The organism is Kribbella aluminosa (genome assembly GCF_017876295.1).
GTDB lineage: Bacteria > Actinomycetota > Actinomycetes > Propionibacteriales > Kribbellaceae > Kribbella > Kribbella aluminosa.
In genome coordinates this window covers 4,015,940-4,029,021 of record NZ_JAGINT010000001.1, presented here as the reverse complement: position 1 = coordinate 4,029,021, position 13,082 = coordinate 4,015,940, and the positions used below count along the sequence as shown (strand labels likewise).

The 13,082-nt window shown below is 69.0% G+C and carries 15 protein-coding genes; 4 read left to right on the top strand and 11 right to left on the bottom strand.

What is annotated here, in order from left to right:
- Positions 1 to 15: 15 nt before the first annotated feature.
- On the top strand, positions 16 to 570 hold the full coding sequence (locus JOF29_RS19240; protein ID WP_307863464.1) for a hypothetical protein: 555 nt from the start codon (positions 16 to 18) through the stop codon (positions 568 to 570).
- On the opposite strand, the gene JOF29_RS19235 is transcribed toward JOF29_RS19240, so the two are convergent.
- The 6 genes from JOF29_RS19235 to JOF29_RS19210 form a co-directional block, all read right to left on the bottom strand.
- Positions 527 to 1,321, bottom strand: a complete 795-nt coding sequence (locus JOF29_RS19235) for a class I SAM-dependent methyltransferase (RefSeq protein ID WP_209695540.1) — start codon at positions 1,319 to 1,321, stop codon at positions 527 to 529. The two genes, JOF29_RS19240 and JOF29_RS19235, sit on opposite strands and share 44 nt — an antisense overlap.
- 5 nt (positions 1,322 to 1,326) lie before the next feature.
- The gene (locus JOF29_RS19230) at positions 1,327 to 2,052 is read right to left on the bottom strand and encodes a hypothetical protein (protein WP_209695539.1); all 726 of its coding nucleotides are present in this window, start codon (positions 2,050 to 2,052) and stop codon (positions 1,327 to 1,329) included.
- Between the two features lie 14 nt (positions 2,053 to 2,066).
- The gene (locus JOF29_RS19225) at positions 2,067 to 3,509 is read right to left on the bottom strand and encodes a hypothetical protein (protein WP_209695538.1); all 1,443 of its coding nucleotides are present in this window, start codon (positions 3,507 to 3,509) and stop codon (positions 2,067 to 2,069) included.
- Between the two features lie 46 nt (positions 3,510 to 3,555).
- Positions 3,556 to 4,200, bottom strand: coding sequence for an HAD family hydrolase (locus tag JOF29_RS19220; RefSeq protein ID WP_209695537.1), 645 nt, complete (start codon positions 4,198 to 4,200; stop codon positions 3,556 to 3,558).
- Between the two features lie 126 nt (positions 4,201 to 4,326).
- A complete protein-coding gene (locus JOF29_RS19215) occupies positions 4,327 to 4,671 on the bottom strand; it encodes a VOC family protein (RefSeq protein WP_209695536.1) in 345 nt (114 codons plus the stop codon).
- A gap of 102 nt (positions 4,672 to 4,773) precedes the next feature.
- Positions 4,774 to 5,760: a GlxA family transcriptional regulator gene (locus JOF29_RS19210; protein ID WP_209695535.1), complete on the bottom strand. Its 987-nt coding sequence runs from the start codon at positions 5,758 to 5,760 to the stop codon at positions 4,774 to 4,776.
- Between the two features lie 70 nt (positions 5,761 to 5,830).
- On the opposite strand from JOF29_RS19210, the gene JOF29_RS19205 reads away from it, so the two are divergent.
- Positions 5,831 to 5,986 (top strand): hypothetical protein, encoded by a 156-nt coding sequence (locus tag JOF29_RS19205; RefSeq protein WP_209695534.1) that lies wholly within the window; start codon positions 5,831 to 5,833, stop codon positions 5,984 to 5,986.
- A 7-nt stretch (positions 5,987 to 5,993) separates the two neighbouring features.
- Here JOF29_RS19205 and JOF29_RS19200 read toward each other — a convergent pair whose 3' ends face one another.
- Genes JOF29_RS19200 through JOF29_RS19180 form a run of 5 tightly spaced genes read right to left on the bottom strand, consistent with a single transcriptional unit; the run spans position 5,994 to position 11,837 of the window.
- Entirely contained in the window at positions 5,994 to 8,360 is a 2,367-nt protein-coding gene (locus JOF29_RS19200) for an ATP-binding cassette domain-containing protein (RefSeq protein ID WP_209695533.1), read from the bottom strand.
- A 13-nt stretch (positions 8,361 to 8,373) separates the two neighbouring features.
- A complete protein-coding gene (locus tag JOF29_RS19195) occupies positions 8,374 to 8,784 on the bottom strand; it encodes a VOC family protein (RefSeq protein ID WP_209695532.1) in 411 nt (136 codons plus the stop codon).
- 10 nt (positions 8,785 to 8,794) lie between these two features.
- Positions 8,795 to 9,238 carry a helix-turn-helix transcriptional regulator gene (locus tag JOF29_RS19190; protein ID WP_209695531.1) on the bottom strand — a complete coding sequence of 148 codons (444 nt, stop codon included), beginning with the start codon at positions 9,236 to 9,238 and terminating at the stop codon, positions 8,795 to 8,797.
- Positions 9,239 to 9,256: 18 nt separating this feature from the next.
- Entirely contained in the window at positions 9,257 to 10,210 is a 954-nt protein-coding gene (locus JOF29_RS19185; protein WP_209695530.1) for an endonuclease/exonuclease/phosphatase family protein, read from the bottom strand.
- Between the two features lie 4 nt (positions 10,211 to 10,214).
- A complete protein-coding gene (locus JOF29_RS19180; protein ID WP_209695529.1) occupies positions 10,215 to 11,837 on the bottom strand; it encodes a hypothetical protein in 1,623 nt (540 codons plus the stop codon).
- 90 nt (positions 11,838 to 11,927) lie between these two features.
- Between JOF29_RS19180 and JOF29_RS43295 the strand changes: the two genes are divergently transcribed.
- Together JOF29_RS43295 and JOF29_RS19170 are read left to right on the top strand one after the other, a co-directional pair.
- Complete coding sequence (locus JOF29_RS43295; RefSeq protein ID WP_245357666.1) at positions 11,928 to 12,623, top strand: VOC family protein; 696 nt, start codon at positions 11,928 to 11,930, stop codon at positions 12,621 to 12,623.
- Positions 12,620 to 13,057 (top strand): GNAT family N-acetyltransferase, encoded by a 438-nt coding sequence (locus JOF29_RS19170; protein WP_209695528.1) that lies wholly within the window; start codon positions 12,620 to 12,622, stop codon positions 13,055 to 13,057. The genes JOF29_RS43295 and JOF29_RS19170 overlap by 4 nt, the downstream gene beginning before the upstream one ends.
- The last annotated feature ends 25 nt before the right edge of the window (positions 13,058 to 13,082 follow it).

The following is a 13,082-nucleotide window of genomic DNA, read 5'->3' as shown; positions in this document are numbered from 1 at the left end:
CGTTGGGGAGATCTGGTGTCCACTGCAACCCTCAAGACCGGCGACGGAACCACGACGCTGCGCACGCTGTACTACGTCCGCTTCGGGTTCGCCCTCGTCTGGGCGATCCTGATGATGGCGATCGCGAAGACGATCAACCCGGGTGTCGGCGTACTGCTGGTGCTCTATCCCCTGTTCGACGTCGCCGCCGCGGTCATCGACTTCCGTACGTCGGGCTCCTCGCGCCCGAAGGTGCCGCTGTACGTCAACATGGCGCTGAGCCTGCTCGCCGCGGTCGGGGTGGGGATCGCAGCAGCGTCCGGCATCCCGAGCGTGCTCCGCGTGTGGGGCGCCTGGGCGATCACCGCGGGCATCGTCCAGCTGATCGTGGCGATCCTCCGCTACCGCCTGGGGGGCCAGTGGCCGATGATCCTCAGCGGCGGAATCTCCGTGCTCGCCGGCGCCAGCTTCATCCTGATGGGAGGCGGCGCGAACCCCACACTCACCACCGTCGCGGGCTACGCACTCCTCGGCGGCGTCTTCTTCCTCATCTCAGCAGCCCGCCTGCACCGCCTGGCGAGCCGACGCTGAGGTCCGCCGGGCGTGAGGCTTTCCAGACCTCGACCGATGGCCAGTTCGCAGCCCATTCCGGGGTCACGTAGTCGAAGGCGGACTGGGCGCCGGACGGGGCGACGTACTCGGTGAGCTCGTCGACGATGAAGCCGTTCGCCCGGAGGAGGTTGATCATCGGCCCGGTCGGAAGCTGGAAGTGGGTACCGCCGTCGGACCGGGCGATGCCGGCCACGTCGGCGTACGGACGACTGAGGTGGCGGGTGGCTACCGGCGCTTGCGGGGCTGTGCAGAGTTCGACGAGGGTCGAGTTACGGAGGAAGATCAGCCGACCTCCCGGGCGGACGAGTCTCGCGGCCTCGGGGATCCAGAGTGCGGGGTCGCACCAGCTGCTCGCGCCGTACTCGCTGATCGCGAGGTCGAAGCTGTCGTCCGGCAGTGGGACGTTCTCGGCGTTGCCGTGGATCAACGGAAAGCTCATCCCGAACTTCTTCTGCAGCGCCCGCGCCGTCGTCAGCTGCTCGGCTGAGTTGTCGATGCCAACGGGGCGTCCGCCGGCCCGTAGTACCCACGCGCCGATGTACGCCGTACCGCAACCGAGGTCGATCACGTCTTTGCCGGCCAACTCCGGCAGGACGTGCAGTTCGGTCTCGGGGGTCGCCCAGATCCCCCAGTGCGGCTCAGCCGCCCACTGCTGCTCGGCGCGGCTGCTGAACCAGCGGCTCTGCTGCTCGTCCCAGACGGCCCGGTTTCGCTCTGCGTGCGTCGACATGTGGCTCAGATCCCGATGATCGAGTTGACCACGGCGATGAGTGCGGCAGGGTCGGCGTACGGCGTCGGTACGCCGTCCGGGCCGGTCAGCATCCAGGCGTCCTTCCAGGTGACGGTGTAGACCTCGTGCCGGTAGTTCTCGAACTCGATGAACTGATCGTCGCGCCGCGCGTCCCTGGTCACCCTGGAGATGATCAACTCCGGCCGGGCGAACCCACGGTGGGCAGCCAGGTGTCCGTTGTCGCCGCGGTACCGGACCTTGAAGTACGGGCGGGGCTCGATGCGGTCCCACCTCGTACCCTGCACGCCGGCCGCGCGGTTGTGCCGGTAGTCGGCGTCCCGCAGGTCCTCGTCGCCCGCGAACTCGCAGCGGTACGCCGGGACCACCGCCCGCACCGCCGCGTTCACCTCCGGCTCATCCGGATACAGCCGGTGGACCTCAGGGGACATCGCAACCACCAGCGAGAAGCCGTACCCGGGGTGGCTGAACCCTTCAGCCACCACCAGCGGGAGATCACGCAGCAGCTGGTCGCTGTGCTCGCGGCAGAAGGTCAGCAGCGCGACCGCGAGACGTTCGTCGTACGAGTCCAGCGCGAACGCCTGAAACGCCTGCTCCCCCGACAGCGCCGCGCTCGAGTCGAGCCCGGGCGCGTTGCTCCAATGCCAGGCGTCGGTCATCGCGCCGAGAGCGGTCGCGCCCGGCAGAGCGGAGTACATCGCGCGCAGGTCCACTCCCCCGACCCTACTCAGTCAAGGATCAACAGGTCCGCGAATCCACCGTCGACGGTGATCGTCGCCCGCGATTCGGTTCCCGACGTACGACGCAGAGGAACCGGGATCAGCCGTCCGGTACGCCGGTCCGCGCGCAGCAACTGCTTGCCGTGGGCAAACGTCAGCGTGATCTCCTGCCGGCCGCCGGCCGCGAACCCGCCGGTGGCGTCGAAGTCACCCGACGGGTTCGGCGCGATCAGCCCGTTCAGCACCATGAACGCGCGCCGCCCGGGCCGCCACCCGACCCCCGGCAGCGGCCGGAACGAGCCGATCAGCACATCTCCCGGATGCCCATCGTTCGCGCCGCCGATGTCCCGCGAGCTCACCCCGACGATCCCCGCCGGATCCGGCGTGAACGAGTCGATCCACTCCGGTTTCCGGTTCGGCACGATCGCGCCCGCCGGATCGCGGTGGACGCCGGTCACGAAGTGCACGTCCTCGGTCAGCAGCTGCACCAGGTACGGCGACAGCGTGCGGCTCTGCCGGACGATGTTCCCGAGCTGGCCGAACTGCGGCGAGTGGCTGCCGTCCGGCCGGTTCAACAGGAACACCGCCGGGTCCAGCTCCCAGCGGAAGTACATCACCCAGCGCGCGCCCATCGTCCACGGCATGAAGTACAGGAACGCCAGCTCGGACTCGGACGGCACGTAGTTGTACGCGTCGCCGCCGCCCTTGTAGCCCTGCGAGTAGTGCCCGAACGCGATCGGCCGCCGGTAGTCCCCGTCCAGCCCGGCCAGTGCGACCCGGCGGTAGTGCGCGATGTCGTCGTACGGGTCGCTGACGTTCCCGGTCTCGTACGGCGCCGGCGACTGGAAGTGGTACCAGTCGGTGGTCAGCAGGTCCGGCTTCGCGTACTCGACGTACGTGTGCAGCTGCGGCTCCGGCCAGAGCACGCCGGGCTGGTTGTTGTGCACGAGTACGTCGTCGCCGACCTGCGTGCGGATGACGCCGAACCACTGCCGCAGCCACTCGACCACCTGCTCGCTGTACGACTCCTCGTCGCCGACGTTGAACGTGAGCAGGTTCTTCGCGTTCGCGCGCTGCGCCGGCGTCCAGAGGACCTGCTCGTCCGGCGCGGGCCCGCGGTTGAGCTGTCCCCAGTTGTCGTCACGTGGGTACGCCGCGATCCCCCACGGGGTGTTCTTCGGCAGCGAACTCATCAGCGCGGGGTTGTAGAAGTCGCGCTCGTAGAACGTCGGCTGCGTGAACGACGACTGCAGCCACTCCGCGGCGCTCGGGACGTACCGCCCGGTCTGAGGCGTTGTCACCCAGGCGCCGGCGCTGAGTCCGCGCTTCCTGAAGACGCGGTACGGGCGGGTCAGCTCGAGCGCGGGTGCGGTGGCGTGGGCCGGCAGCGTGGTGGCGGCGCCGGCGGCGGCTGTTGCCAGGGTCAGGCCGAGGAAGTCTCGTCGTCTCATGGCCGAGAATCCTCACCTGCCGCTGACGCGGAAGGCAAGCGCTTGTTCAGGCCGTGATCCGGGCGTCGACGCCGTGCTGCTCGAAGAGCGCGTGCAGGGTGTCGTGGCCCTGGGTGAAGTCCCACTGGTCGGCGCGCAGGCCGGCCGTGCGAGCGCCGGTGACGTTCTTCGCGGTGTCGTCGATGAACAGGATCGTGTCGGGGTCGGCGCCGATCCGGTCGGCAGCCCGGGTGAAGAACGCCGGGTCGGGTTTCGCCACGCCGAGGTCGTACGAGTAGCAGCTGACGTCGAACAACTCGTCGTACCCGAGTGCCGTGCGCATGTGCGCGCCGCGGTACTTCTCCTGGTTCGTCCCGAGGTGTACGCCGTACCCGTTGCGGCGCAGCGCCCGGACGACGTCGAGCGACTCCTCGATCAGCACGATGTTCTTCCAGACCGCGTCGTACACCTCGGTCGCCGGTGTGCGTACGCCGTACCGCTCCAGCGACGCCGCGAGCAGCGGAAGGTAGTCGCCCCGCCCGGCAAGCATCGGCAGTTCGTCGGACCAGGTCTCGTGCAGAAACTCCTCCGCCCGCCCACCGAGATACGCCTCCATCGCGGCGTACCAGCCACCCGGCAGATCCTGCAGCACCCCATCCGCATCGAACAGCACATGCCGAACCGGTTCGGCATGTGCTGCTCGCTCAGTCATGCACCAGATGATGCCCTACGGGCTCCTCCTCCGGCATTGGGGTTTCCGCTGGGTCGGGCGGTGCGTCGGCCTCGCGGTGGGCGCCGTACAGGGCGGCGCGGACCTCCGGAGGGAGGGTGCACATGGTCAGGACGGGTCCTGGAGGAGGCCGAGGACGTTGCCGTCGGGGTCGGTCACCGTGGCGACCAGGCGTCCGTTGGAGACGTCCTTCGGGGGCGACTTGACGGTGCCGCCGGCTTCGACGATCGCCTTGATCCGCTCCTCGATGTCGGTCACGTGCCAGTGCGCGACCGGCGCGGTCATGTCGCTGTTCGGCACCAGCCCGATCTGCTGGCCGGCGGCCTCGAACCCGACGTAGTACGGCGAGTCCGCGATCGGCTCGACGCCGAGCAGCGCGGCGTACACCGGCTTGGCCTTCTCGAGGTCGGTCACCGGGTGCAGGATCGTCTGGACACCTTGCGTGCTGGTCATCTCGTCATCTCCGGTTTCTGTGGTCTTGCCCTTCAACGACTCCCACGCTATTTCCGCACCACCACCCGGTGCTTCTCGATTCCTGACCAGTTGCGGCAGCCGCTAGTCGGAGCGGGCCCGGAAGGTACGCCGGTACGCCATCGGCGACGTCCTGATGTGTTTGGCGAAGTGCTGGCGCATCGCGACCGAGGTACCGAAGCCGCACTGCCTGGAGATCTCCTCGACGGACAGGTCGGTGGTTTCGAGCAGTTCCTGGGCGTGATGCACGCGCTGCCGCAGCAGCCACTGCAGCGGCGTCGTACCGGTCTGCTCCCGGAATCTCCGGTTCAGCGTCCGCGGGCTCGTTCCGACGTACGACGCGATGTCGCCCAAGGTGACCGGCTCCCCCAGGTGCTGCCGCAGCCACCGCATCGCCGGCTCGAGTGATCCGTGGTCGTCGCCGGGGTCGGGATGCGCGATGTACGGCGCCTGGCCGCCGTCGCGCTGCGGGGGTACGACCATGTGCCGGGCGACGTCAGCGGCGACGGCGGACCCGAAGTCCTGGCGGATCATGTGCAGGCACATATCGATACCGCTGGCCGCGCCGGCCGACGTGAGCACGTCGCCGTGGTCGATGAACAGTACGTCGGTGTCGACGATCAGCTGCGGGTAGCGCTCGGCAAGGAGGTCCGCACGCGACCAGTGCGTCGCGATCCGCCGCCCGTCGAGCAGACCCGAGGCCGCCATCACGCGCGCTCCCCCGGAGCTGATCGACGCGATCCTGATGCCGCGCCGGTGCGCCCTCCGCAGCAGCTCGAGTGCGTCGCTCGGTGGTTCGGGACTCGCGGTGACCCCGACGACGATGATGGTGTCCGCCTCGATCGCGGCGGCCAGCGGGTTCGGCGGCGTGTACCGGTACATCTCGACGCCTCCGACGCCGGTGACCGCGATGTCACGGCCGTCGCCACACACCTGTACGTCGTACAGCGGCGGACCGAACAACTCGCCCGGCTCCTTCTCCAGCGAATGCGCCGTGCTGAACACCTGCAGCGGCATCGCCAGGTCGAAGGCGTGGATCCCGTCGAACGCCACCACCGCGACCCGATGCATGACCAGAATCTATCGGAGATAGGCATTCTTGCCACTGTCCCGGCGCGTCGATTCATCCGACGATCAGGACATGTTGCTCGCGGGACTCCTGATGGCCGGTGTTGTCGCCCTGATCGTTGTGATGGGCTGCGTCGCCGACGAACTGCTCGGCTCCGACGCCGACCGCTGGGCGCGACGCGTCCGGGCGGCCGACGAAGGGGCGCAAAGCTGCCGTCGGCAGACGTGAAGTGAGGTCAGGCGACGTACTCCGCCAGGTGTTTGCCGGTCAGGGTCTTCGGCTTCTTGATGAGGTCGGCGGGGGTGCCTTCGAAGACGATCTTGCCGCCGTCGTGGCCGGCGCCGGGGCCGAGGTCGATGATCCAGTCGGCGTGGGCCATGACGGCCTGGTGGTGCTCGATGACGATGACGGACTTGCCGGCGTCGACGAGGCGGTCGAGGAGGCCGAGGAGTTGCTCGACGTCGGCGAGGTGGAGGCCGGTGGTGGGCTCGTCGAGGACGTAGATGCCGCCCTTCTCCCCCATGTGCGTGGCCAGCTTCAACCGTTGCCGTTCACCGCCGGACAGCGTGGTCAGCGGCTGGCCGAGGGACACGTACCCGAGGCCGACGTCGGCGAGCCGCTCGAGGATCTTCTCCGCGGCGGGCGTCCGCGCGTCGCCGTCGGCGAAGAACGGCAGCGCCTCCGACACCGGCATCGCCAGTACGTCGGCGATGTTCTGCCCGCCGAACGTGTACTCCAGCACCGCCGCCTGGAAACGCTTGCCCTCGCACTCCTCGCACGGGGTCTCGACGGTCGCCATCACGCCGAGCTCGGTGTAGATCACCCCCGCGCCCTTGCACGCCGGGCAGGCGCCCTCGGAGTTCGCGCTGAACAGCGCCGGCTTCACGCCGTTCGCCTTCGCGAACGCCTTCCGGATCGGGTCCAGCAGACCGGTGTACGTCGCCGGATTCGAACGCCGGGACCCCCGGATCGCGCCCTGGTCGATCGCCACCACGCCGTCCCGGCCGGCGATCGACCCGTGGATCAGCGAACTCTTCCCGGACCCGGCGACCCCGGTCACGACCGTCAGCACACCGAGCGGTACGTCGACGTCGACGTCCTGCAGGTTGTTCAGCGATGCGCCGCGGATCTCCATCACCGACGCCGGCGAGCGTAGGGAGTCCTTCACGGAGGCCCGGTCGTCGAAATGCCGCCCGGTCAGCGTCCCGCTGGTGCGCAGCTTCTCGACCGTCCCCTCGAACACCACCTCGCCGCCGCCGGAACCCGCGCCCGGGCCGAGGTCGATCACGTGGTCGGCGATCGCGATCGTCTCCGGCTTGTGCTCCACGACCAGCACGGTGTTGCCCTTGTCGCGCAGCTGCAGCAACAGCTCGTTCATCCGCTGGATGTCGTGCGGGTGCAACCCGATCGTCGGCTCGTCGAACACGTACGTCACGTCGGTCAGCGACGACCCGAGGTGCCGGATCATCTTGGTCCGCTGCGCCTCACCGCCGGACAGCGTTCCGGCGGGGCGGTCCAGCGACAGGTACCCGAGCCCGATGTCCACGAACGACTGGAGCGCCTCGCCGAGCGCCTTCAGCAGCGGCGCGACCGACGGCGCCTTCAGCTTCCGCACCCAGGCGGCCAGGTCGGTGATCTGCATCGCGGTCAGGTCCGCGATGTTCAGCCCGTTGATCTTCGACGCCCGGGCCTCCTCGCCGAGCCGGGTACCGCCGCAGTCCGGGCAGATCGTGAACGTCACCGCACGCTCCACGAAGGCCCGGATGTGCGGCTGCATCGCGTCCACGTCCTTGGACAGGAACGACCGCTGGATCGCCGGGATGATCCCGTTGTAGGTGAGGTTGATGCCCTCGACCTTGATCTTGGTCGGCTCCTTGTGGAGCAGGTCGTGCAGTTCCTTCTTGGTGTACTTCTTGATCGGCTTGTCCGGGTTGAAGAAGCCGGAGCCGCGGAAGATCCGCCCGTACCAGCCGTCCATGCTGTAGCCCGGGATCGTCAGCGCGCCCTCGTTCAGCGATTTCTCGGCGTCGTACAGGGCGGTCAGGTCGAAGTCGGTGACCGAGCCCATGCCCTCGCAGCGCGGGCACATGCCGCCGGCGTACACCTGCTCGCGGACAACCTTCTTCTCACCGGCGCCCTTGTCGGCGGTCATCGAGCCGGTCGCGGTGCGCTTCGGGACGTTGAACGAGTACGCCGTCGGCGGGCCGATGTGCGGCTCGGCGATCCGGCTGAACAGGATCCGCAGCATCGCGTTCGCGTCGGTCGCCGTACCGACGGTGGACCGCGGGTTCGCACCCATCCGCTCCTGGTCGACGATGATCGCGGTGGTCAGGCCGTCCAGTACGTCGACCTCCGGGCGGGCCAGGGTCGGCATGAAGCCCTGGACGAACGCGCTGTAGGTCTCGTTGATCAGCCGCTGCGACTCGGCCGCGACGGTGCCGAACACCAGCGAGCTCTTGCCGGACCCCGACACCCCGGTGAACGCGGTCAGCCGGCGCTTGGGGATCTCGACGCTGACGTCCTTGAGGTTGTTCACCCGGGCACCGGTCACCCGGATCAGGTCGTGGCTGTCGGCCAGGTGCTCGTCGGAACTCATAGTCATCTTCTCCGAAAGGTCAGCGGGCCTGGTTGATCCGGACGTGGTTCCCGGCCGGGTCGCGGAACGCGCAGTCGCGGACGCCGTACGGCTGGTCGACGGGCTCCTGGATGACCTCGGCGTCGCTGGCCTGCAGCCGCTCGAACAGGCCGTCGATGTCGTCGGTCTGCAGCACCACGGTGGCGTACGTGCCCTTGGCCATCATCTCGAAGATGGTCCGCCGCTCGTCCTCGGTGATGCCCGGGTCGACGGCCGGCGGGGTGAGCACGATCGAGGTGTCCGGCTGACCGGGCGGGCCGACCGTGATCCAGCGCATCCCCTCGTACCCGACGTCCATCCGGACCTCGAAGCCCAGCAGGTCGCGGTAGAACTTCAGCGACTCCTCGGGATCGGTGTGCGGCAGGAAGCTGTTCAGGATCTTCAGACTCATGGAGGTCACGCTACGTGCCGGACGCCGGGGTTGCTTCTCGATTCCTGATCGGTCGCGTGACCTGCTTCGCGACACACGACGGAATCCCGATCGTGGCGTCGGCCGCGGCGTCCTTGTAGACGCTCGGCGGCATCCCGACCAGCTCGGTGAACCGGGTGCTGAACGTGCCCAGCGACTGGCACCCGACCTCGAAGCACACGTCGGTGACGCTCATCCCGCCGCGCCGCAGCAGCGCCATCGCGCGCTCGATCCGGCGGGTCATCAGATACCCGTACGGCGACTCTCCGTAAGCGCGCTTAAACTCGCGGCTCAGGTGCCCCGCGGACATGTGCGCGCCCCGGGCCAGCGCCTCCACGTCCAGCGGCTGGGCGTATTCGCGGTCGATCCGATCCTTCACGCGGCGCAGCCGCGCCAGGTCCTGCAGGCGCTGCTCGTCCGTAGTCCCGCTACTCACAGTGGCAATCCTGCCATATCAGCTGCACGGCCCGATCGTGGAGATCAACCCATGATGATCCGACTTCGGCACCGGATACCAGGAGCTGTCGCCGGAGCACCACCCGGGCTTGACCATCAGGTGGTCGATCCGGACCAGCAGCGCGGCCCACTTGCCGATCTGGGACGGGCGGCCCCAGTGGTCCAGCATCGCGTCGTTCAGGTGGCTGGTCAGGACGCGGTAGTCGCGGCCTCGGTCGGTGGTGTTGAGGTCACCGGTCACCACGACCGGCCGGTCGTCGCGCTGGACGCGGGCCGCGATCTGCTCGATCAGCCGATGGTGCCCGGCGACGGTGGTCTCGTACGGCTTCCCGGTGTCGGTCGAGCGCGTGTACGTCGACCCGTCCGAGGTCCACCACGGACGCGGTACGTGCGTCGCGATCAGGTCGAACTCGCCCGTCGGCGCGTGCACCCGCAGTACGAAACCGGGCAGGTCTGGACCCGGCTGCTCCACCACGGTCAGCGGCCAGCGGCTGAAGATCCCGATCGACGGGCCCTTCCAGTCGGCGACGTGGTCCGGGTACGACTGGGCCAGCCGGTTGGTGAGCGGTTCGCCGATCTCGGAGACGACGAGTACGTCGGCCCGCAGCCCGAGCAGAGTGTCGGCACCCTCGAGCTCACCGACTCCGATGTTGGCGGCCGCGACCCGGATCCCGCGGCCCGCGGCGACCGTGCCGGTGCCGTGCGGGATCCACGGGCCGAACGTCGCGACGATCCCGACCAGCAGCGTCGACACGGCGAACGCGACCGCGGCCCGTCGCCGCCGGCCGAATACGCCGACCAGGACAGCCACGACCAAGGTGAGCATCGGCAGCACGATCGCGACCACGTCGGTGACCACACCGAGCCGGTCCCGCACCACGAACCATGCCCATGGCAACAATCCGGCGAGCACGATCCCCACGGACCGCCGTACCAGCGGTTCCCCCTCCACGGCGCTAGGGTACGTCGTCCGGCTGAGAACCACCTGATAACTGCCGGGATCCCCAGTTGAGGTAGGCGACGTTGGCGAGGAGCCAGCCGAAGCCGATGGCCTGCCGGCCGTCGCGTTCCGGGGTCGGCTGGTTGCGGTCGTAGAGGGCCAGGCAGTGAGCATGCACCTGTGGGTCCCACGGTGTCACCTGCATCCAGCGTGGTGCCTGGGCCGCGACGGACGGTCCGCCGAGGGTCCCGCCGCCGACGGTGCTGTGGATCGCGGGCAGCCCGTCCGCGTCGGTCGCGGCGACGTTCTGCGTGAAGGTCCGGGCGATCCGGCTCATGTCCCGGCCGGTGAACGCGAGTTTCGCGCGGAACGCCCGGACCGCGAACTCGACGTCGATCGCGCCGTGGCTGATGTCCTCGAACTGGCGGGCCGGGCCGCCGGACGGGGTGCAGAGCGACACGTCGGTCGCCGGGTACCCGGTCTTCGCGAACCCGTCGTAGATGTGCCCGCCGGTCGGCCAGTAGTGCCAGACGTACGCGTCCCCGCTGTCAACTGCACTGTCGATGGTGAGCTGCGCCGCGAGCATCCGCCCCATGGCCGCCACCTTCGCCCGGTACTCCGGGTCGCCGGTCACCAGGGCGAGCTCGACCAGCGTCTGCCCGAGGCCGACGGACTGGTTGATCGGCTGCTCGCAACCGTCGTACGGCAACGGCTGGGTCTTCGGCCAGACCAGGTACCCGCCGTCGCGGTACTCCCAGTCGTGCACCGCGACCGCCTCGCGGCAGGCGGTCAGGTACTCGGACGCCTTCCGCCAGTACCGCCGGCGCAGTACCGGTGAGCTGGCGACGATCCGGACGAAGGCGGCGATCGGGTACGTGATCATGCCGGTGTGTACGGCGAAGATCACCGGCTTGCAGTGCATCTGGTAACTGCCGAACGCCGGTACGTCGCCGGCGCGCGGACTCGGCCGCCGATCGAACGCGGTCAGCTGCAGCGGTCCGGGTGCGGCAGCGTAGATGCGCGTGACCGCATAGTCCGGGCTCGCCGGGTCGAGCGACAGGTCGGTGTGCGTGACCGAGCGGTTCACCGAGGTGTTGTCGAGCTGGACCGTGAACGTGTCCGGGCGGCTCCCGGCGTTGACCGTGACCGTCGTGTCCTCGGCGTACGACAGTGCCTCGCGCAGATCCAGTAACGGCTGACCGTTGCCGTCGGCAAGTGTCGCGTAGCCAGTGGTGTACGGATGGTCGGCGCGCCAGGCGGGCAGTGAGAGCCCGCGGTAGTCGGTCACGCGGCGCGTACTGTCGCGTACGCCGAGGACCTGGTCGACGTTGTCGATCAGCCGATCCAGGTAGTAGGTGTCGCGGTACGTCTCGTACATCCGGACCAGGCCGAGCAGCACGTACGACTGGCTCCAGGCGAGCATGCCCGACCGGCCGTCGCGGTTCGTGTTGTCGTTCGGCTGGTCCGGCTGGCCAGGACCGCCCTTCTGGAACAGGCGGTCCCAGTCATCGAACGTCTTACGCGCGGTGTAGTCGACCCCGTCAGCGTACGCCGGGAGCGCATTGCCGATCGTGCCTGCGACGGCACCGCCAGCAGTGAGGTGGAGCAGCGTCCGGCGGGACGGGCGGATCTCGGGCATGGCGGTGCCTCCAGCTGTGCGGGCGGTCAGCAGGGACACCGCCATTGTCCCGTACCGGCGCTCGTTCCGCAGCACGTAGGCTCGGGCGCCATGAGCCTCCAGGAGTTGCGCTTCCGCGCCACGCATCTCGACGCGGTCCGGGACGGTACGAAGCGGATCACGATGCGCTACAACGATCCCGTCGAGGTCGGGCCGGCGACGCTCGTCTTCGAGTTCGACGAGGAGGTCCGGCTGCCGGGGCGGATCGTGTCGACGGTCGCCAAGCGGGTCGACAGCGTGACCCAGGAGGAGGCGCTCGAGGACGGCTTCGCCGGTGCGCACGACGTCATCCCGGGGCTGAGCAGCTACTACCCGGACCTGCAGCCGGGCGACGAGCTGCTGATCGTCCGCTTCGAGCTCGCGTACCCGCGGCGGATGCACACCGTGCTGGACGCGACCGACGCCCGCGGGCTCGCCGAGTTCTACCGGGACCTGCTCGGTCTGCGGTTCCGCCCGGGCGACGACTCCGACTGGATCGTGCTGCTCGACACCGACGGCAGTCGTCAGCTCGCGATCCAGCAGGTCGCCGAGTTGAAGCAGTCCACCTGGCCGTCGCCGGAGGTACCGATGCAGGCGCACCTCGACTACGCCGTACCGTCCGTCGAGGAACTGGAACGGCATCGGCAGCGCGCGGAGGAGCTGGGCGCGCGGGTCCTCCACGACCGCGCGGCCGACGCCGGCGAGCCGCTGTACGTGATGGCAGACCCGGCCGGGCACCCGTTCTGCCTGCTGGTTGCCGACCGGTGACGCCCGAGTTCCGCCCGGCGGGCGCGGCCGACCTGGACGGCATCCTCTCCCTGTACCGCCAACTCCACCCAGCCGACCCGCCGGTCCAGGACGCCCGCGACACGTTCACCACGATCCTCGAACGCCCGGGTCTGCAGCTGTTCGTACTCGCGGACGGCCCCGCGATCGTCGCGACGACATACCTCAACGTGATCCCGAACCTGAGCCGCGGCGGAGCGCCGTACGCCGTGATCGAGAACGTCGTCGTCGACGAGGCACATCGCGGCACCGGCCTCGGCAAGCAGATCATGGCCGCCACACTGCAGGCGGCGTGGGACGCGGGCTGCTACAAGGTGATGCTCCAGACCGGCTCCCGCCGCGAGTCGACCCACGCGTTCTACCGCAGCTGCGGTCTCGACCCGGAGGAGAAGACGGCGTACGTCGCGCACCCGTGATAGCTGTGCAACCGGTTGCGGGGGC

Coding starts and splice junctions, on each gene's coding strand:
- JOF29_RS19200 (WP_209695533.1), bottom strand. CDS start 8,360: ATGACTATGAGTTCCGACGAGCACCTGGCCGACAGCCACGACCTGATC.
- JOF29_RS19180 (WP_209695529.1), bottom strand. CDS start 11,837: ATGCCCGAGATCCGCCCGTCCCGCCGGACGCTGCTCCACCTCACTGCT.
- JOF29_RS19205 (WP_209695534.1), top strand. CDS start 5,831: ATGTTGCTCGCGGGACTCCTGATGGCCGGTGTTGTCGCCCTGATCGTT.
- JOF29_RS19235 (WP_209695540.1), bottom strand. CDS start 1,321: ATGTCGACGCACGCAGAGCGAAACCGGGCCGTCTGGGACGAGCAGCAG.
- JOF29_RS19210 (WP_209695535.1), bottom strand. CDS start 5,760: ATGCATCGGGTCGCGGTGGTGGCGTTCGACGGGATCCACGCCTTCGAC.
- JOF29_RS19195 (WP_209695532.1), bottom strand. CDS start 8,784: ATGAGTCTGAAGATCCTGAACAGCTTCCTGCCGCACACCGATCCCGAG.
- JOF29_RS43295 (WP_245357666.1), top strand. CDS start 11,928: ATGAGCCTCCAGGAGTTGCGCTTCCGCGCCACGCATCTCGACGCGGTC.
- JOF29_RS19225 (WP_209695538.1), bottom strand. CDS start 3,509: ATGAGACGACGAGACTTCCTCGGCCTGACCCTGGCAACAGCCGCCGCC.
- JOF29_RS19220 (WP_209695537.1), bottom strand. CDS start 4,200: ATGACTGAGCGAGCAGCACATGCCGAACCGGTTCGGCATGTGCTGTTC.
- JOF29_RS19215 (WP_209695536.1), bottom strand. CDS start 4,671: ATGACCAGCACGCAAGGTGTCCAGACGATCCTGCACCCGGTGACCGAC.